At 58.1% G+C, this 23604-nt stretch carries 25 protein-coding genes; 13 read left to right on the top strand and 12 right to left on the bottom strand.

Features of this window, described 5'->3' with window-relative positions; genetic code table 11:
* Window positions 1–448, bottom strand: a 448-nt coding sequence (locus PMI22_RS12030) for a carbon starvation CstA family protein (RefSeq protein WP_007946581.1), incomplete at its 3' end; no start/stop codon positions are given.
* 160 nt (window positions 449–608) lie between these two features.
* Between PMI22_RS12030 and PMI22_RS12025 the strand changes: the two genes are divergently transcribed.
* Window positions 609–977 (top strand): PilZ domain-containing protein, encoded by a 369-nt coding sequence (locus PMI22_RS12025; protein ID WP_007946582.1) that lies wholly within the window; start codon window positions 609–611, stop codon window positions 975–977.
* Between the two features lie 120 nt (window positions 978–1097).
* Here PMI22_RS12025 and radA read toward each other — a convergent pair whose 3' ends face one another.
* Window positions 1098–2465 carry a DNA repair protein RadA gene (radA, locus tag PMI22_RS12020; protein WP_007946583.1) on the bottom strand — a complete coding sequence of 456 codons (1368 nt, stop codon included), beginning with the start codon at window positions 2463–2465 and terminating at the stop codon, window positions 1098–1100.
* Window positions 2466–3244: 779 nt separating this feature from the next.
* Here radA and mscL point away from each other — a divergent pair.
* Window positions 3245–3658 carry a large-conductance mechanosensitive channel protein MscL gene (gene mscL, locus PMI22_RS12015; protein ID WP_007946584.1) on the top strand — a complete coding sequence of 138 codons (414 nt, stop codon included), beginning with the start codon at window positions 3245–3247 and terminating at the stop codon, window positions 3656–3658.
* 44 nt (window positions 3659–3702) lie between these two features.
* Here the strand turns inward: mscL and PMI22_RS12010 are convergent, their stop codons facing one another.
* Complete coding sequence (locus tag PMI22_RS12010; RefSeq protein WP_007946586.1) at window positions 3703–4479, bottom strand: ferredoxin--NADP reductase; 777 nt, start codon at window positions 4477–4479, stop codon at window positions 3703–3705.
* Between the two features lie 344 nt (window positions 4480–4823).
* Here PMI22_RS12010 and PMI22_RS12005 point away from each other — a divergent pair, with 344 nt between their 5' ends.
* On the top strand, window positions 4824–5534 hold the full coding sequence (locus tag PMI22_RS12005) for an autoinducer binding domain-containing protein (RefSeq protein WP_007946587.1): 711 nt from the start codon (window positions 4824–4826) through the stop codon (window positions 5532–5534).
* Window positions 5535–5711: 177 nt separating this feature from the next.
* Window positions 5712–6836 carry a methyltransferase gene (locus tag PMI22_RS12000; protein WP_007946588.1) on the top strand — a complete coding sequence of 375 codons (1125 nt, stop codon included), beginning with the start codon at window positions 5712–5714 and terminating at the stop codon, window positions 6834–6836.
* A 66-nt stretch (window positions 6837–6902) separates the two neighbouring features.
* Here PMI22_RS12000 and PMI22_RS30625 read toward each other — a convergent pair whose 3' ends face one another.
* The 3 genes from PMI22_RS30625 to PMI22_RS11990 all read right to left on the bottom strand — a co-directional run bounded on the left by PMI22_RS30625 (window position 6903) and on the right by PMI22_RS11990 (window position 9603).
* Window positions 6903–7070, bottom strand: coding sequence for a DUF2474 domain-containing protein (locus PMI22_RS30625; RefSeq protein ID WP_007946590.1), 168 nt, complete (start codon window positions 7068–7070; stop codon window positions 6903–6905).
* Between the two features lie 82 nt (window positions 7071–7152).
* Window positions 7153–8160 carry a cytochrome d ubiquinol oxidase subunit II gene (cydB, locus tag PMI22_RS11995; protein ID WP_007946593.1) on the bottom strand — a complete coding sequence of 336 codons (1008 nt, stop codon included), beginning with the start codon at window positions 8158–8160 and terminating at the stop codon, window positions 7153–7155.
* A gap of 3 nt (window positions 8161–8163) precedes the next feature.
* Complete coding sequence (locus PMI22_RS11990; protein ID WP_007946594.1) at window positions 8164–9603, bottom strand: cytochrome ubiquinol oxidase subunit I; 1440 nt, start codon at window positions 9601–9603, stop codon at window positions 8164–8166.
* A 398-nt stretch (window positions 9604–10001) separates the two neighbouring features.
* On the opposite strand from PMI22_RS11990, the gene PMI22_RS11985 reads away from it, so the two are divergent.
* The 3 genes from PMI22_RS11985 (at window position 10002) to PMI22_RS11980 (ending at window position 11904) form a co-directional block, all read left to right on the top strand.
* Window positions 10002–11240 carry an MFS transporter gene (locus PMI22_RS11985; RefSeq protein WP_007946595.1) on the top strand — a complete coding sequence of 413 codons (1239 nt, stop codon included), beginning with the start codon at window positions 10002–10004 and terminating at the stop codon, window positions 11238–11240.
* A gap of 84 nt (window positions 11241–11324) precedes the next feature.
* A complete protein-coding gene (locus tag PMI22_RS30630) occupies window positions 11325–11603 on the top strand; it encodes a type II toxin-antitoxin system RelE/ParE family toxin (protein ID WP_081502801.1) in 279 nt (92 codons plus the stop codon).
* A 13-nt stretch (window positions 11604–11616) separates the two neighbouring features.
* Window positions 11617–11904, top strand: a complete 288-nt coding sequence (locus PMI22_RS11980) for a HigA family addiction module antitoxin (RefSeq protein WP_007946596.1) — start codon at window positions 11617–11619, stop codon at window positions 11902–11904.
* Between the two features lie 6 nt (window positions 11905–11910).
* On the opposite strand, the gene PMI22_RS11975 is transcribed toward PMI22_RS11980, so the two are convergent.
* Together PMI22_RS11975 and PMI22_RS11970 are read right to left on the bottom strand one after the other, a co-directional pair.
* Entirely contained in the window at window positions 11911–12462 is a 552-nt protein-coding gene (locus PMI22_RS11975; RefSeq protein WP_007946597.1) for a DJ-1 family glyoxalase III, read from the bottom strand.
* A gap of 80 nt (window positions 12463–12542) precedes the next feature.
* Window positions 12543–12998, bottom strand: coding sequence for a DUF4879 domain-containing protein (locus PMI22_RS11970; RefSeq protein WP_007946598.1), 456 nt, complete (start codon window positions 12996–12998; stop codon window positions 12543–12545).
* Window positions 12999–13212: 214 nt separating this feature from the next.
* Between PMI22_RS11970 and PMI22_RS11965 the strand changes: the two genes are divergently transcribed.
* Both PMI22_RS11965 and trmA read left to right on the top strand, forming a co-directional pair.
* Entirely contained in the window at window positions 13213–14508 is a 1296-nt protein-coding gene (locus PMI22_RS11965) for an NCS2 family permease (protein ID WP_007946599.1), read from the top strand.
* Window positions 14505–15584, top strand: coding sequence for a tRNA (uridine(54)-C5)-methyltransferase TrmA (gene trmA / locus PMI22_RS11960; RefSeq protein WP_007946600.1), 1080 nt, complete (start codon window positions 14505–14507; stop codon window positions 15582–15584). Before PMI22_RS11965 ends, trmA begins: the two co-directional genes overlap by 4 nt.
* 54 nt (window positions 15585–15638) lie before the next feature.
* Here the strand turns inward: trmA and PMI22_RS11955 are convergent, their stop codons facing one another.
* The gene (locus PMI22_RS11955) at window positions 15639–16085 is read right to left on the bottom strand and encodes a DUF2442 domain-containing protein (protein ID WP_007946602.1); all 447 of its coding nucleotides are present in this window, start codon (window positions 16083–16085) and stop codon (window positions 15639–15641) included.
* On the bottom strand, window positions 16082–16510 hold the full coding sequence (locus PMI22_RS11950) for a hypothetical protein (protein WP_007946603.1): 429 nt from the start codon (window positions 16508–16510) through the stop codon (window positions 16082–16084). The genes PMI22_RS11955 and PMI22_RS11950 overlap by 4 nt, the downstream gene beginning before the upstream one ends.
* Before the next feature lie 263 nt (window positions 16511–16773).
* Here PMI22_RS11950 and PMI22_RS11945 point away from each other — a divergent pair, with 263 nt between their 5' ends.
* From PMI22_RS11945 to PMI22_RS11935, 3 genes are all read left to right on the top strand, one after another.
* Window positions 16774–17685, top strand: coding sequence for a LysR family transcriptional regulator (locus PMI22_RS11945; RefSeq protein WP_007946604.1), 912 nt, complete (start codon window positions 16774–16776; stop codon window positions 17683–17685).
* A gap of 140 nt (window positions 17686–17825) precedes the next feature.
* Complete coding sequence (gene aroQ / locus PMI22_RS11940) at window positions 17826–18266, top strand: type II 3-dehydroquinate dehydratase (RefSeq protein ID WP_007946605.1); 441 nt, start codon at window positions 17826–17828, stop codon at window positions 18264–18266.
* Window positions 18267–18271: 5 nt separating this feature from the next.
* Window positions 18272–19126, top strand: coding sequence for a shikimate dehydrogenase (locus PMI22_RS11935; protein ID WP_007946606.1), 855 nt, complete (start codon window positions 18272–18274; stop codon window positions 19124–19126).
* A 36-nt stretch (window positions 19127–19162) separates the two neighbouring features.
* Here PMI22_RS11935 and PMI22_RS11930 read toward each other — a convergent pair whose 3' ends face one another.
* Together PMI22_RS11930 and quiC are read right to left on the bottom strand one after the other, a co-directional pair.
* On the bottom strand, window positions 19163–19840 hold the full coding sequence (locus PMI22_RS11930; protein WP_007946607.1) for a TetR family transcriptional regulator: 678 nt from the start codon (window positions 19838–19840) through the stop codon (window positions 19163–19165).
* A 103-nt stretch (window positions 19841–19943) separates the two neighbouring features.
* Window positions 19944–21845, bottom strand: coding sequence for a 3-dehydroshikimate dehydratase QuiC (quiC, locus tag PMI22_RS11925; protein WP_007946608.1), 1902 nt, complete (start codon window positions 21843–21845; stop codon window positions 19944–19946).
* A 450-nt stretch (window positions 21846–22295) separates the two neighbouring features.
* Between quiC and PMI22_RS11920 the strand changes: the two genes are divergently transcribed.
* Complete coding sequence (locus PMI22_RS11920; protein ID WP_007946609.1) at window positions 22296–23597, top strand: MFS transporter; 1302 nt, start codon at window positions 22296–22298, stop codon at window positions 23595–23597.
* Window positions 23598–23604 lie beyond the last annotated feature (7 nt).

Raw genomic sequence — 23604 nt, forward strand, 5'->3', positions numbered from 1 at the left:
GGCCCCTGCCATTACGGCGGGTCGACATGAACAACACCATAAAGTCCTGAACGGCACCCGCCAGCACGACACCGGCGATCAGCCAGAGCGTACCGGGCAGGTAACCCATCTGCGCCGCCAATACCGGACCGACCAGAGGCCCTGCGCCGGCGATGGCCGCGAAGTGGTGACCGAAAAGAATGTGTTTGTTGGTCGGAACATAGTCCAGACCGTCATTATTGAGCACTGCGGGGGTGGCCCGTCGCGGGTCGAGTTGCATTACATTGTTAGCGATAAACAGACTGTAGTAGCGATACGCAACCAGATAAATGGCCACCGCAGCGACCACAATCCACAAGGCGTTGATCGCCTCACCTCGGCGCAATGCCACTACACCCAGGGCGCACGCACCGACGATTGCCAGCAGAAGCCAGGGTAAGTGGCGTAGCAGGCTATTATTATTTTTCATTTTATGATTCCAGCCAGAGTGGACAAGAAAGACAGCCACCCCGAGTTTAGCTCGCCTGACGGCAAAGGCCATACCCCGATATGGGTCTAGACACCCGTCTGCGCTGGCAGACCTTGATAATGCGGGTCTATAGTCAGCGTACCTTTTCGAGGATCGCGCCATGATTGCGCACGCAGCTGACCGCCGTCGCTTCAAACGTATCGCGTTCGATGCCAGAACCGAACTGAGTCAGGGGGAGTACATCTGGCCAGTGAAGTTGATCGACCTGTCACTCAAGGGCCTGCTGATCGAGAAGCCAGAGCCGTGGATGGGTAATGGAGAGTGGCATTTCCTCGTCGATATTCATCTCACCGATGACGTTGCCATCAAAATGGATGTGCAACTGACCCACGAAGATCATGGCCAACTCGGCTTCGTCTGCAAACACATCAGCCTGGAATCCATCGAGCGCCTGCGGCGGTTGATCGAACTCAACCTGGGGGATCCAGAGGAACTGGAACGCGAACTCGGCGCCCTGATCGAAGTTTGAAGCGACCACAAATCCACTGTGGGAGCCGGGCTTGCCCGCGATGACGGTTTTCAATTTCAACATCATCATTGAATGACCGATCGCTATCGCGGGCAAGCCCGGCTCCCACAGGGGCGTGGTTTATTCGAACAACGCGTCGAGGGCCTGCTCCAGACGCGTCACCGCAATAATCTGCAACCCCGGCGGGGCCTCTTTGGGCGCATTGCCCTTGGGCACGATGGCGCGCTTGAAGCCGTGCTTGGCGGCTTCTTTCAGACGCTCCTGACCGCTAGGCACCGGGCGCACTTCGCCGGAAAGACCGACCTCGCCAAACACCAACAGATCATGCGGCAATGGCCGATTGCGCAGACTGGACATCACCGCCGCCATCAACGCCAGGTCAGAGGCAGTTTCCAGGACCTTCACCCCGCCAACCACGTTGAGGAACACGTCCTGATCGTGGGTCGGAATGCCGCCGTGACGGTGCAAGACCGCCAGCAACATCGCCAGACGATTCTGATCCAGCCCCAGCGTAACCCGGCGCGGATTGGCTAAATGGCTGTCGTCCACCAACGCCTGGACTTCCACCAGCATTGGCCGTGTGCCTTCCCACGTCGCCATGACCACACTGCCCGGGACTTCTTCCTGAGCGCGGGTGAGAAAAATCGCCGATGGATTGGAAACTTCTTTCAGGCCTTTGTCGGTCATGCCGAACACACCCAATTCGTTGACTGCGCCGAAACGGTTTTTTACCGCACGCAGCAATCGCAAACGCCCATCGGATTCGCCTTCGAAATACAGAACGGTGTCGACCATGTGCTCCAGCACGCGAGGACCAGCCAGTGCGCCTTCTTTAGTCACGTGGCCCACCAGGAAAATCGCGGTGCCGCTCTGCTTGGCATAACGCACCAGCAAAGCCGCGCTCTCGCGAACCTGGGAGACGCCGCCCGGCGCCGATTGCAGTTGTTCGGTGAAGATCGTCTGAATCGAGTCGATCACCATGACTTTGGGCTTTTCCAACCGGGCCGTGGCGATGATCGTTTCGATGCAGGTTTCGGTCATCACCCGCAGTTGATCCTGAGGCAAACCCAGCCGACGGGCGCGCATGGCCACTTGCTGCTGCGACTCTTCGCCGGTGACGTACAGCGCTGGCATGCTCTTGGCGAGGTTGCACAAGGTTTGCAGGAGGATGGTCGATTTACCGATGCCAGGATCACCACCGATCAATACGACCGACCCGTCGACCAAGCCACCACCCAGCACCCGATCGAGTTCGCTGGAGGCCGTGGAAAAGCGCGGAATTTCTTCAACACTGACTTCGGCCAGGGTCTTGATCTGGGCCTGTTGGCCGGTCCAGCCAGTGCGACCGCTCGGGGCGGCGGCGCCACCGCTTTCCACCATGGTTTCGGTCAGCGTGTTCCAGGCCCCGCACTCGCCGCACTGGCCAGCCCACTTGGGGAAGGTGGAGCCGCACTCGGTGCAGCCGTACATGCGTTTGGCCTTGGCCATCTGAACCCCCGGCAAAAACCGCGATGATAGCTCAGCTGACGTCGTTCAGCGCATCGCTGCGGTGTGGATCTCATCGATGCTTATCGCACTTCCTGATTACCGGTGTTCTCGGCAACTTTTGGAGCGTTGAGTGTCGATACAGGAAAACACTCAGCCTTGAATAAGCAACCTGCCAAAGATGCTCACCCACAATCAAGGCAGGCAGATGCCATTGCAACTTTAAAAATTGTCCAACTTTTCGCGCAGAAATCCCGAGAAAGATCTTTGTTTCGCTGAACGCCCCCATATTAAACCTATACAAGCCTTGAGCTTTCAAACGCTAACCGTACAAGCTTCACCTTTAAATATCGCCTTGTTTCAATATATGCAAACAAGCCGTTGATCATTTGACAGAAGTCCTGACCCTACACACTTGTAACTGATTCGGATCGAACTATTAACGCTTTGCGAATGAAGCAGACCGAAAAGTTTTACACCGCACGACCCCGTTACCGTCGGCGGTGTAGAACCCAGTGTCGAAACCGCGAATATCACGCAAGTCTTGCGGTCAACGGTCGCCAGCGAACACCTCCACCCATGCCAGGTCGCCGAGGTCATCGGTCAGGATCACGGTGAAGGTCCATGGACGTCGGTGCCACGCATGACAGCACGCGCTTTCAAACTAAATGCCGACAGGCAGGTCGATTACCTCGAGCATTGTAATTCGGTGTTTCGAGCAAGAGCTGCCGCGCTGATTTACACTGCGTTCACCAACCTCATCTGTAACAGGGAAATAACCTATGGGCGTGATAAGTGAGTTCAAGGCCTTCGCGGTCAAAGGTAACGTGATCGACATGGCGGTCGGCATCATCATCGGTGCAGCCTTCGGCAAGATCGTTACCTCGTTTGTCGGCGACGTGGTCATGCCACCCATTGGCTTGCTGATCGGCGGGGTGGACTTCAGTGATCTGGCCATTACGCTCAAGGCAGCCGAAGGCGATGCCCCGGCCGTGGTGTTGGCCTACGGCAAATTCATCCAGAGCTTGATTGACTTCATCATTGTCGCTTTCGCTATTTTCATGGGGATCAAAGCGATCAACCAACTGAAGCGCGAAGAGGCTGCTGCCCCATCGCTACCACCGGTTCCGAGCAAGGAGGAAGAGTTGTTGAGCGAGATCCGTGATCTGCTCAAGGCCCAGAACAATCAGCCCTGAACGCTGGTTACATTTAAAAACGGCGCCCGTGAGGCGCCGTTTTTTTACCAAAAGTTTTCCACAGCCACCTGGCCTGGTCGTCTGCTGAGGCTCAGGTGCATGTCACGCTGTTTGAGCAGCTTGCGCGTGTCATCGATCATCTGCGGGTTACCGCAGAGCATGACCCGCGAGTGCTCGGGGGTCAGCGCCACGCCTGCTGCCCGCTCCAGTTCGCCATTTTCGATCAGCGTAGTGATCCGCCCGCTCAGGGCGCCGGGGTGTTGTTCGCGAGTGACGGTGGCGATGAACTGCAATTTGTGGGCGTTTTCGGCCAGATAGTCGCGCTGCCCCAACTCGGCGATCAACGCCTGATACGCCAGCTCCCGGGCTTCGCGCACGCTGTAGACGAGGATAATGCGTTCGAACCTTTCCCAGACCTCAAAGTCTTGCAGGATAGACAGAAACGGGGCAATGCCGGTACCTGTGGATAACAGCCACAGATCACGCCCATCGACAAAACGATCAGGGGTCAAATAGCCAAAGGCCTGGCGGTCGACCAGCAACGTATCGCCGGCCTCCAGGCGACTCAGCTCGCTGGTGAACTCCCCGCCCGGCACGACAATGGAGAAGAACTCGAGAAATTCGTCATGGGGTGCCGAAACCATGGAATAAGCACGCCAGACTGTACTGCCATCGGCCTTGGTAACGCCTAATCGGGCGAACTGCCCTGCCCTGAAACGAAAACCCGAATCCCGGGTAGCCCGCAAGGTAAACAGGTTCGGGGTCAACGGCTGGACGTCGAGCAAGGTTTGGCGGGTGAACTTATCGGCGCTGGCGGTCATGGGTCGCTCCATTGGACTGACCTGGCCAGTGTCGCGCAAAGCAGACGATGTAAACACCGGTGATTTGTAGTGTCTTTGAAAAGGAGATCTCTTGTTATTGATATAGCCTGACTATATGTTGCTGAGGCATACACCGACTCGTACAAAAAACGACACATTGAATGATGCACGCCATGTGACTTAGTTGTACTAGCTGTACAACTTCTAAGAACCGAACATACAGCTCAGAAAATTTTCAAGAACAAAATAATTGCAGCATATGTGTAGGATTGCTCCTACACTCGGCACGTTCTGGATCACGGATCCAATTTACACCCCAAAGATATCCGCATGGAGCTGCTGCAATGGAGATGTGGAAGGAATCACAGTTAAGACAGATATCCGATGCCAAGGAAATAAATTCTGCGTATGACGTTTCACTCAATCTCGTTCAGAGTCTTGGCTTCACCTTCTGTGCTTTTTCAATTACATCCCCCGCAGAAGCGCATCATCTCGACACAGTAAGTTTTAATAACTACCCGCTCGAATGGAATACGAAATATCACCACGACCATTTCGGTGACATAGATCCAATACGGAAACATTGCAATCAATCAGAACTGCCGATTCTTTGGGAGGATGAGCTTTTCTCAAAGGCGCCTCAGCTCCGGCAGGCGCAAAAAACACTAGGCTTGCAGTATGGCTGGTCACAATCGATTCATGACGGCAACGGTCTTCGCAGCATGTTTAGCCTGGCCAGAAGCAACAACCCGATCACTGCCTATGAATTGTATGAAAATCTGGGTTACGCCATTTTCATCAACCACCAATTGCATCGGCACGTAGCGCAAAAACTGCGTCATTGCCGGCCGGGCGCATGCGTCCCTCATTTGTCGACACGTGAAATCGAAATTCTCAGATTGTCGGCCGACGGCAAGACGGCGTATGAATGCTCCAGAATTCTCAGCATCAGTGAACGTACCATCAATTTCCACGTGCACAGTGCAATCCAGAAATTTGGCGTGAACAACAAGATTGCAGCGGTGATAAAGGCTGTGAGGACGGGGGCCATCTGAGTCCACGCCACGCCAGGAAAACCTGCGAGTAATCCAGCAGAAAAAAACGTACCATTTGCGGTCCCCTGAGTGATGTCGTGTATAACTTCACGACGCAGTGCACTCAGACGGCCCAGCCCGCGACAACGCCTCCGGCAGCGGGACACCACACTCGTTGATTACCCAGAGCCTCGCCTCATGCCCCTGCTCGAAACGCCCTTCGCCCAACTCGATCTGATCCGTCAACCAGAACAGCAGAATGAACCGCTGCAAGCTTTCGATGCAGCCGACGAATACCTGCTCAACCATCTCGCCGAACAACATCCTTCGGCCGAAACTCGGGTACTGGTGCTGAACGATAGTTTTGGCGCATTGGCCGCCAGCCTCGCGGGCAAGGTCCGGGTGATCAGCAGTGGCGACTCGTTTCTGGCGTTTCAGGGGCTGGAAAAAAATCTGATCCGTAACAACCAGGCGTTTGACGCCGTACCGAGCGTGCCCGCCAGCGAAGCGTTCAACGGCCCGTTTGACCGGGTATTGATCCGGGTGCCGAAAACCCTGGCGCTGCTGGAAGAACAGCTTATTCGCCTGCAAGGCCAGTTGGCGCCGGGCGCACAGGTGATTGCTGCGGCGATGATCAAGCATCTGCCACGTGCTGCCGGTGATCTGCTTGAACGCTACATCGGCCCGGTGCAAGCCTCTTTGGCGGTGAAAAAGGCCCGGCTATTGATCGCCACCCCAGAAACAAAAGCCCCTGTCGTGTCCCCCTACCCTTCGCGCTATCAACTCGATGAACCGGCCATTGAACTGCTGAACCACGCCAATGTGTTTTGCCGCGAAGGACTGGACATCGGCACCCGGGCCTTTCTGCCACACCTGCCAAAGAACCTCGGCACTGCGCGAGTCGCGGACCTCGGTTGCGGTAACGGCGTGCTGGCCATCGCCAGTGCGCTGCAAAACCCTCAGGCGCAGTACACGCTGGTGGACGAGTCGTTCATGGCGGTGCAATCGGCCACTGAAAACTGGCGCGCGGCGCTCGGTGACAGAGAAGTCATTGTGCGGGCCGGCGATGGCCTCGCGGGGCAGGAATCTCAATCCCTGGACGTGGTGCTGTGCAATCCGCCGTTCCATCAGCAACAAGTCGTCGGCGACTTCCTCGCCTGGCGCATGTTCCAGCAGGCCCGAGAGGCGCTGGTGGTGGGCGGTGCGCTGTATATCGTCGGCAACCGTCACTTGGGTTACCACAGCAAGCTTGCACGACTGTTCCGTGGTGTAGAGCAAGTGGCCGCCACGCCAAAATTCGTGATTCTCAAAGCCCGCAAATAAGCCCGAAAAAAACCTTCCACACAGGAGGGTTGTAAATCCGCGCCCCAAGGCAACGGGATGGGATCTTTAGTGCGTGGTCAGGCCTGCAGCATTCATGAACATGCGCATCAGGCTGGCCACGATAAACAGGGCGCCGACGCTACCGGCCCAGATCAGGGCCAGCCAGCCGAGCCGCTGCCACAGCGGTTTTTTTTCGGCTTCTTCGATGTCGTGCAGGGAATGTTTGCCGGTCATGCATCGATCCTCAGTAGATCGATGGCGCCGCTGAGGGCGCCATCGTCGGAACGCCGCCCGGAGCAGGCTCGCTCCCACAGTGTTAGTGATAACCGTCTTCATGGGTCACCTTGCCGCGGAACACATAGTAGCTCCAGAAGGTGTAACCCAGGATGAACGGGATGATGAACAACGTACCCACCAGCATGAACCCCTGGCTTTGCGGCGGTGAAGCCGCGTCCCAGATCGAGATCGACGGTGGCACGATGTTCGGCCACAGACTGATGCCCAGACCGCTGTAGCCGAGGAAAATCAGCACCAGGGTCAGCAGGAACGGCATGTAGTGCGCATGGCGGGCGACGGCGCGGATCAAACCGTACATCGTCGCCAGCACCAGAATCGGCACGGGCATGAACCAGAACAGATTAGGCAGCGTGAACCAGCGAGCGGAAATCTCAGGGTGAGTCAATGGCGTCCAGATGCTGACGATACCGATCACCGCCAACACCACGAAGGCCAGCGGCCGGGCCAGGCCGTACATTTTCTTCTGCAGTTCGCCTTCGGTCTTCATGATCAGCCAGGTGCAACCGAGCAGCGCATAAGCCACCACCAACGCCAAGCCGCAAAACAGTGTGAACGGTGTCAGCCAGTCCAGTGAACCACCGGCGAACTGACGATTGACCACCGGCAACCCATCAATGAAGGCCCCCAATGCCACACCCTGGAAGAAGGTCGCGGTGACGGAGCCACCGATAAAGGCCATGTCCCAGAGGTGACGCTTATCGTCCTTGGCCTTGAAGCGAAACTCGAATGCCACGCCACGGAAGATCAGCCCGATCAGCATCAGGATCAGCGGCAGGTACAGCGCCGAGAGCACCACTGAATAAGCCAGCGGAAACGCGCCAAACAACGCAGCGCCGCCCAGTACCAGCCAGGTTTCGTTACCGTCCCACACCGGGGCGACGGTGTTCATCATCACGTCACGGTCGGTCTTGCCCGGGATGAACGGGAAGAGAATTCCGATCCCGAGGTCGAAACCGTCCATGACCACGTACATCATGATGCCGAAGATGATGATCACGGCCCAGATCAGCGGAAGATCAATACCCATGGTTCAAATCTCCTTGGTCAGGCTGGGGCCGTGGTCACTGGCACCATCATCGTCAGCGGCGGACAGCGGACGGGCCGGCGTACGTTTCTGGCCTGGACCACCGTCATTGGTTTCCTTGCCTTCGTCGATCTTCGGCCCTTTGCGCACCAGGCGCATCATGTAGCCCAGACCGGTGCCGAACAGCGCGAAATACACCACAACGAACAGAATCAGCGTGATGCTCATCTGCATGAAACTATGGTGGGATGAAGCGTCCGCCGTACGCATCAGACCGTAGACCACCCACGGCTGACGACCGATTTCGGTGGTAAACCAACCCGCGAGGATCGCGATCAGGCCAGATGGCCCCATCCACAACGCCAGGTAAAGGAACGGCCGCGAGGTGTACAGCCGGTCACGCTTGCGCAGCAACAGGCTGCACAAACCGGTGAAAATCATCAGCAGGCCCATGCCGACCATGATTCGGAACGACCAGAACACAATGGTCGAATTGGGCCGGTCTTCAGGCGGGAACTCCTTGAGCGCTGGCACTTGCTTGTCCAGCGAGTGGGTGAGAATCAGGCTGCCCAGATACGGAATCTCGACGGCGAATCTGGTTTTCTCTTCTTTCATGTCCGGCCAGCCGAACAGGATCAGCGGAGTCGGCTCATCACCGTGATTTTCCCAGTGCCCTTCAATCGCAGCGATTTTCGCCGGCTGATACTTGAGAGTATTGAGACCGTGGAAGTCACCGATGACGGCTTGAATCGGTGCCACGATCAACGCCATCCACATGGCCATCGACAGCATCGTGCGGATGGCCGGGTTGTCCTTGCCGCGCAGCAAGTGCCAGGCCGCCGAAGATCCGACGAAAAACGCCGTGGCCACGAACGCCGCCGTTGCCATGTGCAGAAGTCGATAGGGGAACGAAGGGTTGAAGATCACCGCCAGCCAGTCGGTGGGGATCACCTGGCCATTAATGATTTCGAAACCCTGCGGTGTTTGCATCCAGCTGTTGGAGGCCAAAATCCAGAAGGTCGAGATCAGTGTGCCGATGGCCACCATGACCGTGGCGAAGAAGTGCAAATTGCGTCCGACCTTGTTCCAGCCGAACAGCATGACACCCAGGAAACCGGCTTCGAGGAAGAAGGCTGTCAGCACCTCGTACGTCAGCAATGGCCCGGTCACCGAACCGGCGAAGTCCGAAAAGCGGCTCCAGTTGGTGCCGAATTGATAAGCCATCACCAGCCCGGAGACCACGCCCATGCCGAAGTTGACGGCAAAGATTTTCGACCAGAAATGGTACAGGTCGCGGTATGTGTCGTTATGGGTTTTCAGCCACAAGCCTTCGAGCACCGCCAGGTAACTCGCCAGGCCAATGGTGATGGCAGGGAACAGGATGTGAAACGAGATAGTAAACGCGAACTGAATTCGGGCGAGATCAAGTGCCTCTAAACCGAACATAAGTCTTCCTCTGTCAGGTAATACGGCTGCTGGCTGGAAGCCTGCACCCAACGGCCCCCACGGTTATGGAGTGCGGCGAATTCGAATTCGTTCTTTTTTTAACAGCATCACAACGCAGGGAGTCTGGCCGGATGGCCGTCGGATCAATTCCTTTTGGTGTTTTGATCTGGATCAATCAATGTTGAAAGAGTAGTCCCATTTCCGGCCATGACCCGCGTGGTCTTTTGCCGCGTGACAACTTGCCCCATGACCTTGGACATGCGTCGCAATACTTTCCCTGTGGGAGAGTTGGGCATTTTCGGGATCGGTATCTAGCTAACTAAATTTCTGGTGGCTGCAACTTTTGGTTACAGGTTGGTGATAATCTCGCCCTTCCCCTCTCCCAGATTTCCCCGCAGATGCCCAGCCAAGAGCCCTTGCTGTTACGTCACCACCGTCCTTTCATCGCTTTCTGGCTGGCTCGGGTGTTTACCGCCAGTGGTTTTCAGATGCTCACGGTGGCTATTGGCTGGAACCTGTATCAACTGACCGGTAACGTGCTCGATCTGGGTCTGGTCGGATTGGTGGAATTTGCGCCGCGCGTGCTGTTCTTGCTGCACACCGGACACGTCGCGGACCGCTATGACCGGCGTAAAGTCGCGGCGATTTGCCAGTCCCTGCAAGCGCTGATTGCCTTGTCGCTGGCCATTGGCAGTGCCACCGATCATGTCACCCGAGAGATGATTTTCATCCTTGCGTTCCTGCTCGGTGCTGCGCGTTCATTTGAAATGCCCACTACTCAAGCCCTGTTACCGAGCATCGTGCCCAGCGCGCTGTTTCCCCGCGCCGTGGCCGCCGCACAGTCGGCACAACAATCGGCCACCATTGTCGCCCCGGCGCTCGGTGGTTTGCTGTATGCCTTCGGCAGTGTCTGGGTGTATGGCCCGACGGTGATTATCTACATCATCGCCTGCGTATTAATGCTCAACCTGCCGGCCCGACAAACGCCGCTGAACAAGGGCAAGGCGACGCTGGATTCATTGCTGGCAGGCATCCGCTTCATTCGCAGTCGCCCGGACATTCTCGGGGCGATCTCTCTGGACCTGTTTGCAGTCTTGCTCGGTGGCGCGACGGCGCTGCTGCCAGTGTTTGCCAAGGACATCCTGCTCACAGGCCCGTGGGGGCTGGGCCTGCTGCGTTCCGCACCGGCAGTCGGCGCGTTATTGATGTCGTTGTTCCTGGCTCGATATGCGGTTGAGCGCAACGTCGGACGGGTGATGTTCACGGCGGTGGGTGTGTTCGGCGTGGCCACCATCGCCTTCGGCCTCTCGACCTCGTTCTGGTTCTCGCTTGCGGTGCTGGTGGTGCTGGGCGCGGCAGACATGATCAGCATGGTGATCCGCGCCTCCTTCGTGCAGCTGGAAACCCCGGACGAAATGCGTGGCCGGGTCAGCGCCGTCAACGGCCTGTTCATCGGCGCGTCGAACCAATTGGGCGAGTTCGAATCCGGGCTGACGGCCCACTGGTTCGGCACCGTGCCAGCAGTGGTCATGGGCGGGATCGGCACCCTGGTGGTGACCGGGGTCTGGGTGAAACTGTTCCCAAGCCTGGCCAACCGCGACCGCATGCATGTGCCGGTGGAAGAAGTGAAGGTCTGAACCAAGTAGCTGGCATAAATTTGCCGACCAGGTGCAATACATAGATACCGCCTTCGGTGTAATGTATCGCCTTACACTCAACCCATGATCAAATCCTTTCAGCACAAGGGCCTTCGTGGCTTCTATGAAACAGGTTCGACTCGCGGGATTCGCGCAGACCATGCGAAGCGTCTGTCTCGAATGCTTCAGTTCATGGACCGGGCAGCACTACCCGGCGACCTCGATATTCCGGGATGGCGGCTGCATCCACTCAGAGGGCAATTGGCCGAATTCTGGTCACTGAGTGTTTCAGGGAACTGGCGAGTTGTTTTTCGGTTTATCGGTTCAGACATCGAACTGGTCGACTATCTGGACTACCACTGACAGGAGGCAGGCAATGCCCATGCACAACCCGCCACACCCTGGCGAAACTCTATTGATGGATGTCTTGCCCGAACTCGGCATCAGCGTTACAGAACTGGCCCGCCATCTGGGTTTTGCACGGCCGCACCTTTCTCGGGTATTGCATGGTCACGCGCCGATCAGCCCGGACTTGGCGGTGCGCCTGGAGCGAGCGGGAATTGGCAAGGCACGCATGTGGCTAGGGGTTCAGACCGATTTCGATCTCTGGCAAGCAGAACACCGCGAGCAACCGGCGATAGAACCCATTGCCATTCACGCCTGACATTTCCTATACCAGCAACTCCCCCGCCACCCCTCCACGCGTGGCTTTGCCGCAAAGTTGTTCCACTAATGTCAGGGCAAATGCCAAGGCGGCCCCGGAACCCTGGGCGGTCACGCAGTTGCCGTCGACCACTACCGGTTGGTCGACGAAGTTGCAGCCCAACAGCTGATGACTGGCCGAGGGCAGGCACGTCATGCGCCGCTGACGCAACACACCAAACTGTTGCAGCGCGACCGCCGGGGCTTCGGCGATACCCGCGAACAAGCGCCCGGCGGCGGCCTGATCCTTGATCAGTTGTTGCAGGGGTTGATGAGCGGCCAGGTGTTGTGCGCCAACGGCGCCGCCAGGCAACGCGATCAGGTCGAACGTCTGGGCCAGCAAATCCACCAGCATGGCATCGGCCGTCAGTCGCGTGCCACGGGCGCAGGTGAGCATGCGCCGCCCCTCGATGCTGGCCACCACCACTTCAACGTTGGCGCGGCGCAGCACATCGATCAGGGTCACTGTTTGCAGGTCATCAATGCCCTCGGCGAGGGTAATCAAAGCTCTAGAGGTCATGAGTGCAGTCCACAAGATGATCTTTAAAGCTTAGTCAGCTTTCCTCACGCTTGTTCGGGCGCAGCCGTTACTTGCTGCCGTTATTTGATATAGAGCTGCGTCGACAGGGTGTTGCCCGGCGCGTTGATCGAGGTATTGCTGAAGGTGAATACGCCGTTCTGCTTGCCGGCAAGGTCCAGGACATACAGGTACCCGACGGTTTTTCTACCGGCGGTGCACTCGGTCAGGTTACCGGTATCAAACGCACAGACCGGCGTGCGGGTGCCGTTCAGTTCAAAACCGTCCAGCGCCACAAATGCCTGACGTCCATAGCCGACTTCCAACACATAGACCTTGATACTCGGGCCGCTGTGGTCGCAGCGCGTCTGTTCCTGCCCCTCGGCAATGTCTTCAAAACCACACCCTGGCGATTCGACCTTGAGCACTTTCAGCTGGCTCAACGGTGGCGCCATCGCGGCGCAGGCGTTTTGCGCGCCCAGCAACAAGGCAAATACGACGCCAATCACGGCGATCACAGGCTTTTTCATGCAATACATAGCGTCTCCCAAAACCGGCGCGCAGTATGGCTCACTTCACTTGACGGCAAAACATCGACGACGATCGCAGCCATAAGCAGCCATAACCCCACGCGACTGGTATGATGCGCGGCTTTTTCCGGCCCACTGTAATTTCCCAGGCGCGTTCAGCGGTCTGTGCTTTGCTGTTGAGGTCGATACATTCACGGCGCCGGGCGCGCCACGGGGAGCGGACATGCTGGAAAGGCTGTTTCAACTCAGAGCACACAACACCAACGTGCGGACCGAGATTCTGGCGGGCGTCACGACTTTCTTGGCCATGGCCTACATTCTGTTCGTCAACCCGAGCATCATCGGCGAGACCGGCATGGACAAGGGCGCGGTGTTCGTGGCCACCTGTCTGGCCGCGGCCTTTGGCTCCACAATGATGGGCCTGATCGCCAACTACCCGATCGCGCTGGCGCCGGGCATGGGCCTCAACGCCTTCTTCTCCTACACCGTGGTCCTGCACATGGGCCATACCTGGCAAGTGGCGCTGGGCGCGGTGTTCATCTCGGCGGTGTGCTTCTTCCTGCTGTCGATCTTCCGCATCCGCGAATGGATCATCTACAGCATCCCCTTGCCGCTGCGCTCGGCGATTGCGGCCGGTATCGGCCTGTTCCTGGCGCTGATCGCCCTGCACAACGCCGGCATCGTAGTCAGCAACCCGGCGACCATGGTCGGCCTCGGTGACCTGAAACAACCGGCGCCGATTCTCGCAACCCTGGGTTTTGCCCTGATTGTTGCCCTCGAAGCGCTGAAAGTGCGCGGAGCGGTGCTGATCGGCATTCTGGTGGTGACCATCATTTCGATCGTGATGGGCTTCACCCCGTTCGGCGGCGTGATGTCGATGCCGCCCTCCCTGGCCCCGACCTTCTTGCAACTGGACATCAAAGGTGCACTCGACATCGGTCTGATCAGCGTGATTTTCGCCTTCCTGTTTGTTGACCTGTTCGACAACTCCGGCACCCTGATCGGCGTCGCCAAGCGCGCCGGCCTGATGGATAAGGACGGCCACATGCCGAAAATGGGTCGCGCGCTGGTCGCCGACAGTACCGCGGCCATGGCCGGCTCGCTGTTGGGCACCTCGACCACTACGAGCTATATCGAATCCGCAGCTGGCGTGAGTGCCGGTGGCCGCACCGGCCTGACCGCCGTTGTGGTGGCGCTTCTGTTCCTGCTGGCGCTGTTCTTCTCGCCATTGGCCTCCAGCGTTCCGGCATTCGCCACGGCACCGGCCCTGTTGTTCGTCGCCGTACTGATGACCTCCGGCCTGGCCGAAATAGAATGGGACGACATCACCGTTGCCGCACCGGTCGTGATCACCGCGCTGGCCATGCCGTTTACATATTCCATCGCCAACGGCATCGCCTTCGGTTTCATTTCCTGGACCGCGATCAAGCTGCTGTCCGGGCGTACCCGTGACCTGAACCCGGCGCTGGTGATTCTGTCGATTCTGTTCGTGATCAAGCTGGGTTGGTTCAACGCATGACTTTTGATTCCCAGGCCTACGCCGTTCAGCTCGAAGAAAAGGTCACGCGCCTGCGTGACCTGCTGGCCCCGTTCGATGCGCCAGAAACTGTGGTGTTCGACTCACCGCTGCAAAACTTTCGCCTGCGCGCCGAATTCCGCCTGTGGCGTGAAGCCGGTGAGCGGCACTACGCGATGTTTTCCCAGGAAGACAAACGTACGCCGATCCTGATCGAAGAATTTCCAATCGCCAGCGTGCGCATCAATCAGTTGATGCCACAGCTCAAAGCGGCATGGAAAGCCAGTGCGGCGCTGAGCCACAAGCTGTTTCAGGTGGAGTTCCTGACCACCCTGGCCGGCGATGCGATGATCACCCTGTGCTATCACCGCCCGCTGGACGAGCATTGGCATGCAGCCGCCACGAAACTGGCTGCTGACCTGAACGTCAGTATCATCGGTCGCTCGAAAGGCAAACGCGAAGTAATCGGTCACGACTATGTAGTCGAGAGGCTCGATGTCGGCGGCCGCACTTTCAGCTATCGCCAGCCGGAAGGCGCGTTCACCCAGCCCAACGGCACCGTGAACCAGAAGATGCTCAACTGGGCTTACGAGGCATTGGGCGATCGCAGCGACGATTTGCTGGAGTTGTACTGCGGCAACGGCAACTTCACCCTGCCGCTCGCCACTCGCGTACGCAAAGTGCTGGCCACCGAAATCAGCAAGACCTCGGTCAACGCAGCCCTGAGCAACCTCAGCGAAAACGCCGTGGATAACGTTACGTTGGTGCGTCTGTCCGCTGAAGAGCTGACCGAAGCGCTGAACGAGGTCCGCCCGTTCCGTCGCCTGCACGGCATCGACCTCAAGAGCTACGAGTTCGGTAGCGTATTCGTCGACCCGCCCCGTGCCGGCATGGACCCGGACACCTGCGAGTTGACCCGACGCTTCGACAACATCCTCTACATCTCCTGCAACCCGGAAACGCTGGCGGCGAACATCGCCCAGCTGCATGACACGCATCGCATCACTCAGTGCGCGATGTTTGACCAGTTCCCGTGGACGCATCACATGGAATCCGGGGTGTTGTTGACCCGCCGTTGATTGCAGTTGCCTGTACAAATCAGCCGTCATGACGACGGCTTTTTTGTGGGCGAATCAAAGAGCCGAATCCGCCTTGCGCGGGCGCCCGCCCTTTTTGCCATTGGCCCGCGCAGCCTCGGCCTTGGCAACACTGCTCTGACGACCATTGCGCGCGGCGATGACTGAAGACGCCATGTCCATCAGTGGCTTGCTCGCTGAAATCAATCCAGCGATGGACACCTGTAAATCCCTGCCTTCATGGCAGAGCGCGGTTCCCGAAAAACCGACCTTCAAATCAACGAAGTCCCCATCGTCAAAGCCATCAAACTCCGGGTAGTTCTTCGCCGGTAGCAGGACGCCACTGCCGTCCTCAAAGCCGATGACCAGGCAATGTCCTGACCATGTCACTGCTGTGGCATTCAAACCGCTACGGCGACTCAATTCGCCTCGCTGAATCGCCTGATCCAGTGATTCTTCCGTGACGGGGCGATCCGCCTGAATGCTCGCCTGTATGGTTTTCATAATTCGATTTCCACTCCCTCCACAGCCCCCAACAGGGCCAACAACGTTTTGTTCGCTTCGGCTTCGTAACTGGCCGAGCCAATCAGGTAGGTCGTGCTGGCAATACGTTTCATCACCACCACTTCATTGCCCTCCCAATCCCACAACTGATTATCAAGGCAAGCTGTGCGCAATTTGCTCCACCAGATGCCACGTGCTCGCCGTAAATGCGCCGGTTGCCGCAGCGCCTGACGCAATCCCTCCAACACCGCTGAAGGGGGGCGCTGCGAATGAGGGACGACATCCCACAGCTCCACGCCGTTGTGCCAGAAACTGAATTTGAAGCGTGCGCTCCACGTTCGGGCATCAACGTGAACATGAGGCGGGCAATGTTCATCGCGCAGCATGACGACCAATGAAAAGCCCTTGTAGCGACATACATTCATGCTAACCCATCCGTTAGGTTATAGAGTACAAAGATTCTCCTTTCCTTGAAGAACCCGATGACAGGTGCTGATCCGTTTGATGATCAATCCGACTTTCAGACTAGCGCTTGAGCACTTTTTGACTGCCCGATTACCGCGCCAAATAGTAAGCAATCCTTTCACCACACCTGCAAAAAGCCGCCGCTTCTGTTGAGTACTGCCACGACGATTTCATCTAAAGTGACGCCATTGAGTCCCTCATTTGATCCCCGGTGTAATCAATCATGCAGCGAGTCTTCGATGATCTTCAGCTGGGCAGCATCGAACTGTTTTGCCTGGCGGCCGAGGCCGGGAGCTTTACCGCTGCCGCGCTGGTGGCGGGTGTGACGCCGGCCGCCGTCAGCCGTTCGGTATCGCGCATGGAAGAACGCCTGGGCGTGCGGCTGTTCGCGCGCACCACCCGTAGCGTGAAGTTGACCGACAGTGGCCGCCGGTATTACGAAGAATGTCGTCAGGCATTGGCACAACTGGTCGAGGCGCAACGCGAGGTCATGGGCCAGCAGCAACAACCGTCCGGCACGTTGCGGATCAGTATCCCCACGACGTATGCACACCACCGGATCTTGCCGTTGCTACCGGCGTTTCGGGCGCGCTTTCCCGAGGTAAAGGTCGAGTCGCACATCAGCAATCGCAATATCGATTTCGTTGGCGAGGGCTATGACATGGCCATCCGCGTACGAGCAATTCCGGACTCAGGCTTGATCGCCCGACATCTGGAGGACGCTGCGTTGGTGCTGATCGCCAGTCCCGATTACCTAATGCGAGCGGGCGTTCCACAAACCCTGGACGACCTGGCGCAACACGAATGCATTCAATACGAACTGCCCAGCAGCGGCCGGCGAATTGCCTGGTTGTTCAATGACAACGGCACACCGCGGGAGATTCTCGCCGAGGGCAATCTCAGCTGCTCCGACGATGTGCTCGGCGGCGTGACCCTGGCCAAACACGGGGCAGGACTGTTTCAGACGTACCGGTTTATCGTCGAAAACGAACTGGCCGATGGCTCGCTGGTGGAGGTGTTGAAGCCGTACAACGGACGTTCACGACCGTTCACGTTGCTGTATCCGCAAAGCCGCCATGTGCCCCTGAAGTTGCGCGCCTTTATCGATTTCCTGATTGAGCATCTGCCCCGATAAACGCCGAAACTGTCCGATCACCGCCCACAAATCACGGCCGAAACATCTCTTCAATTGACCAAACTAACTAGCTAGTACAATTTATCTCCACAGGCTGAAACGACAGCCGATTCCAAAAACAATAAGTGGAGAGACCCTCGATGCCCCCTATCGTTCTGGTGCTCAACGGCCCGAACCTGAACCTGCTCGGCACCCGTGAACCGGCGACTTATGGTCACGAAACCCTGGCAGACATCTCTGCGCTGTGCGGACGTGCCGCTGAAGAATTCGGCCTGGCCGTGGAGTTTCGCCAGACTAACCACGAAGGTGAGTTGCTCGACTGGATTCACGCCGCTCGCGGTCGTTGCGCCGGGATTGTGATCAATCCGGCCGCGTGGACTCACACCTCGGTGGCGATCCGCGACGCCCTCGTCGCCAGCGAACTGCCCGTGATCGAAGTTCACCTGTCGAACGTCCACGCTCGTGAGCCTTTCCGGCATCACTCGTTCGTCTCGGCCATCGCCACCGCCGTGCTGGCCGGCTTCGGCAGCCTCGGCTATCGCCTGGCGCTTGAGCATTTCAGTCTGCAATTGAAGAGGTGAACGCGATGACTCAGCACAACACCGTATTGGCCGGGCTGATCGGCGCCGGCATTCAGGCGTCCCGCACACCCGCGATGCACGAGCACGAAGGCGACGCGCAGGGCATGCGTTACCTCTATCGCTTGATCGACCTGGATCAGTTGCAGCTCGATAGCAGTGCCCTGCCCGACCTGCTGATGGCGGCCGAGCGCATGAGTTTCACCGGGCTGAACATCACCTTCCCGTGCAAGCAGGCGATCATCCCGTTGCTCGACGAACTGTCGCCTGAAGCGCGCGGCATCGGCGCGGTGAATACCGTGGTGTTGAAAGACGGCAAACGCATCGGCCACAACACCGATTGCCTGGGTTTTGCCGAAGGTTTTCGCCGGGGCTTGAAGGACGCTGCCCGTGAGCATGTCGTACAAATGGGTGCCGGAGGCGCAGGCGCGGCAGTGGCCCACGCGCTATTGAGCGAAGGCGTACAACTGCTGAGTATTTTCGACGTGGAAATCAGCCGGGCGCAGGCCCTGGCGGACAACCTCAATCAGCATTTTGGCGCCGGCCGAGCGGTGTCCGGGCATGAGTTGCCAAGCACCATGGCCCAAGCGGATGGTTTAGTGAATACCACGCCCATGGGCATGAAAAAACTGCCGGGAATGCCGGTGCCGGTGGAGTTGCTTCGCCCCGAGTTGTGGGTGGCGGAGATCGTTTACTTCCCGCTGGAAACCGAATTGTTGCGCAATGCTCGCGCCCTTGGTTGCCGCACCCTGGATGGCGGCAACATGGCGGTGTTTCAGGCGGTGAAGGCGTTTGAATTGATCAGCGGCGTGGTGCCGGATGCGCAGCGAATGCTCGCGCATTTCCAGAGCATGAATGGCTGAGTGGATGCAGTGAGGGGGCAATCCCCTCACTGCATATCAAGCCTGCAGGTAGCGCAACACCGACTCGCAAATCATCGCCCGATGACGCTGCTTGATGGCTTCATCCGGCAAGTCGATCTGAAAAATCTCACCGAAGGTATGACGGTTCGACACGCGATAGAAGCAGAACGAACTGATCAACAGATGCACATCCAGCGCATCAAGTCCGCTTCGGAATACGCCCTCCTCGGCACCGCGACGCAAAATCTCGCCCAGTGAATCGAGGAGCGTATTGTTCATCGCCTTGATCGCATCGGAGCGCTTCACGAATTCAGCGTTGTGAATGTTCTCGATGCTGACGATGCGCACGAAATCGACATTGCGATCATGGTGGTCGAACGTGAACTCAACCAGACGACGAATCGCCTCGACCGGCGCCAGCTCGGTCAGGAGCAGACGGTTTTCGGTGCTGCGAATGTCTCCGTAGAGCTTTTCCAGCACTTCAACGTACAGCTGCTCTTTACTGCCGAAGTAGTAATAGATCATGCGTTTTGAGGTGTGGATGCGCTCGGCGATTGCATCGACGCGAGCCCCGGAAAGTCCCTGCTGGACGAACTCGACAATCGCCTCTTGAAGGATGTTCTCGCGGGTCTTTTCCGGATTGTTTTTGCGGCTTTTGCGAGGCTCGACGAGGGGTTCGCCGGGCACTGCGGAGCGTTCAGAAGTCATTGTCATTGCGGGCTCACGGCCATCACTGCACAGGCTGGCGATTATGGGCCGCGCCGCACAGCGAAGGAAGCCGTGCGGCAGCGGTTTGTGATCGACGCTTACGATTTTCCTACAACTTGGCCTGACGAATGGCCCCGCTGCGGGATTTGGCCATCGCCGCCAGTCGAACCGCGACGTTGGCCGCGCCGTAACCAGCATAGCCGTTCTTGCGCTGAATGATTTCAAAGAAGAACCGCCCTTCGAACGGCTCGGTGTACACATGAAACAGCTCGCCGCCCTGGGCATCGCGGTCGTACAGAACGTTGTAATAGGCCAGTTCGCTGAGGAATTCGTCATCGAAGTCGAAGCGCGCGGCGAGGTCATCGTAGTAATTGAGCGGGATATCCAGCAACGGCACGCCCGCCTCTTTCGCCCGGCTGACTTGGGCAAAGATGTCATCACAATCAAACGCGATGTGATGCACACCAGAACCGCGATAACTCGACAGCGCATGTGAGATTGCGGTGTTGCGGTTCTCGGAAATGTTCAACGGCAAGCGGATCGAACTATCACGGCTGCGTAGCGCGCGACTTTTTACCAGGCCGTACGGGTCGGGCAACACCACTTCGTCATCGGCTTCGAAATCCAGCAAGCTCTTGTAGAACAGCACCCAACTGTCGAGGCTGTCGGCTGGCAATGCCATGGCCATGTGGTCGATACGCTTGAGGCCGCCACTGGACACGGCGGCTGGGTCCAGATTGAAGTCGGTGCCGTAGACGTCAGCGTCCTGGTCCACCAGATAAATCAGGCTGCCATCCGGTGCACGTACCGCCGCCAATTCCAATTCATTGGGGCCAACCAGTCCGCGATACGGCTGACCTTTGTAAGCCACGGCCCGTGCCAGCGCGCTCGCACTGTCTTTGACTCGCACGGCGGTGGCGCACAGCGACGGACCATGCGCTTCGAAAAAGCTGTGGGCGAACGAGTAAGGCTCAGAGTTGAGGATCAGGTTGATATCGCCCTGGCGCAGCAGGCTTACGCTCTTGGAGCGATGTTGCCCGGCCTTGACGAAACCCAGGCGCTCCAGCCAATGGGAGAGCTTGGCGCCGAGGCTTTCGTCCACGGCGAATTCCAGAAACTCGACGCCGTTGTATTCGCTGGCTTTCGGTGTCTCGAACAAAATTTCCGGGTGGCCGGCAGGTTTGGCTTCTTGCGCCAGACGCTCGCGGGTTTTCTCTTCGAGGTACAGCAACGAACGCAAACCGTCAGCGGCATTGGCCCGAGGGGGCGCGGCGCGGAAACCGTCGTTGAAGATTTCCAGCGACAGCGGCCCGGTGTAGCCGCTCTTGATGATCGGTGCGAGGAACCCCGGCAAATCGAATTCGCCCTGACCCGGAAAGCAGCGAAAATGCCGGCTCCACTCCAGAACGTCCATGGCCAGGATCGGCGCGTCGGCCATTTGCACGAAGAAAATCTTGTCGCCAGGAATCTCGGCGATGGCACTCGGATCGCCCTTGAGAGACAGGGTGTGAAAGCTGTCGAGCAACACGCCGAGGTTCGGGTGATCGGCCTGACGGACGATGTTCCACACCTGTTGATAAGTGTTCACATGCCGGCCCCAAGCCAGGGCTTCGTAACCGATCCGCAGACCACGCGCGCCCGCGCGTTCGGCCAGCAGGCGCAAGTCGTCGACGAGGATTTGCTCATCGCCGACAGAATCGGCGGACGCGTTACTGCACACTAACACCAGGTCGGTGCCCAGTTCCTGCATCAAGTCGAACTTGCGCTCGGCCCGTTCCAGATTGCGCGGCAGTCGGTCACGGCGGCAACCTTCGAAGTCGCGGAACGGTTGAAACAGTGTGATCGCGATCCCGAGATCGGCGCACATCTGTTTGACCTCCCGTGGGCTACCGTCGTAGTAGAGAAGGTCATTCTCGAAAATCTCCACCCCGTCAAAACCGGCGGCTGCAATGGCTTCGAGTTTTTCCGGCAGGGTACCGCTCAAGGAAACGGTGGCAATGGAACGCTGCATATTTCGACTCCCGGTGGTGGAGACAATCTTGTTATCGATATCGCACGCTTTATGTAGCAGCTGGCGAAGCCTGCGTCCGGCTGCGAAGCAGTCGTGAATTCAGGCGACGCGGTCATACAGGTAAACCGCGTGCACAGGGTTTACGACTGCTTCGCAGCCGGACGCAGGCTTCGCCAGCTGCTACAAGGATCGCGTTTAACGAGGGGGAATTATTGGCCTGGCGGAATCGCACAGCAATGCAAAGTGTACTATCCGGTTAGTTTTGCGTGCGATTATCGAACAGAATGGCCTTTGGCGAATTGACGATTTTTTGTCCACTCCGCAACATTTACTCACATTGAGCCCGATCATGAACCTCGGGCCCGGTTACCAAAGACCCGGAACACCACATAAAAAGAATCGGTGGACTACATGACTCCTTCTCAAAGTTCTCCCGTGGAGCACTCCTCCATGACTCCTGCCAACGACAGCATCGGCGACAAGATCCGCGGCGCCATGGCAGTCGGCAAAACCCGTTGGGGCATGCTGGCGCTGGTGTTTTTCGCAACGACACTGAACTACATCGACCGTGCCGCCCTGGGCGTCATGCAGCCCATCCTCGCCAAGGAAATGAGCTGGACGGCGATGGACTACGCCAACATCAACTTCTGGTTCCAGGTCGGCTACGCCATCGGTTTCGTGCTGCAAGGCCGGTTGATCGACCGGGTCGGCGTCAAGCGCGTGTTCTTCTGCGCCGTGCTGCTCTGGAGTATCGCCACCGGCGCCCACGGCCTGGCCACTTCGGCCGTCGGCTTTATGGTCTGCCGATTCATCCTCGGCCTGACGGAAGCCGCCAACTACCCCGCCTGCGTGAAGACCACGCGCCTGTGGTTCCCGGCCGGCGAACGCGCCGTGGCCACCGGCATCTTCAATGCCGGCACCAACGTCGGTGCGATGTTCACCCCGATGCTGTTGCCGCTGATCCTTCAGGTCTGGGGCTGGCAAGCTGCGTTCCTGTGCATGGCGGCACTGGGCGCGATCTGGTTGCTGTTCTGGGGCTTGAAGTATTTCAACCCGGAAGATCACCCGAGCGTCAAACAATCGGAACTGGACTACATCCAGAAAGAAGTCGAGCCGGAACAGGCCCGCGTGCCGTTCTCGAAAATCCTGCGCATGCGCGGCACCTGGGCCTTCGCCCTCGCCTACTCGATGACTGCACCGGTGTTCTGGTTCTACCTGTATTGGCTGCCGCCGTTCCTCAATCAGCAATACAACCTGGGGATCAACGTGACCCAGATGGGTATTCCGCTGATCATCATCTACCTGACGGCAGACTTCGGCAGTGTCGGTGGCGGGATCCTCTCCTCGTTCCTGATCGGCCGCGGGGTCAACCCGATCAAGGCGCGATTGATGTCCATGTTCCTGTTCGCCTGCTGCATCATCGGCGTGGTCATGGCGGCCGGTTCGAGCAGTCTGTGGGTCGCGGTGGCCGCCATCTCCCTGGCCATCGGCGCGCACCAGGCCTGGACCGCGAATATCTGGAGCCTGGTGATGGACTACACGCCTAAACACATGATGAGTACGGTATTTGGTTTTGGCGGCATGTGCGCAGCCATCGGCGGGATGTTCATGACGCAGTTGGTCGGCCACATTCTGACCGTCACCAACAACAACTACACCGTGCTGTTCACCCTGATCCCGGCGATGTACTTCATTGCCCTGATCTGGATGTACTTCATGGCACCGCGCAAGATTCCTGCCGTTACCGAATAAAGAAAGG

This window comes from Pseudomonas sp. GM21 (genome assembly GCF_000282215.1).
Classification (GTDB): Bacteria; Pseudomonadota; Gammaproteobacteria; order Pseudomonadales; family Pseudomonadaceae; genus Aquipseudomonas.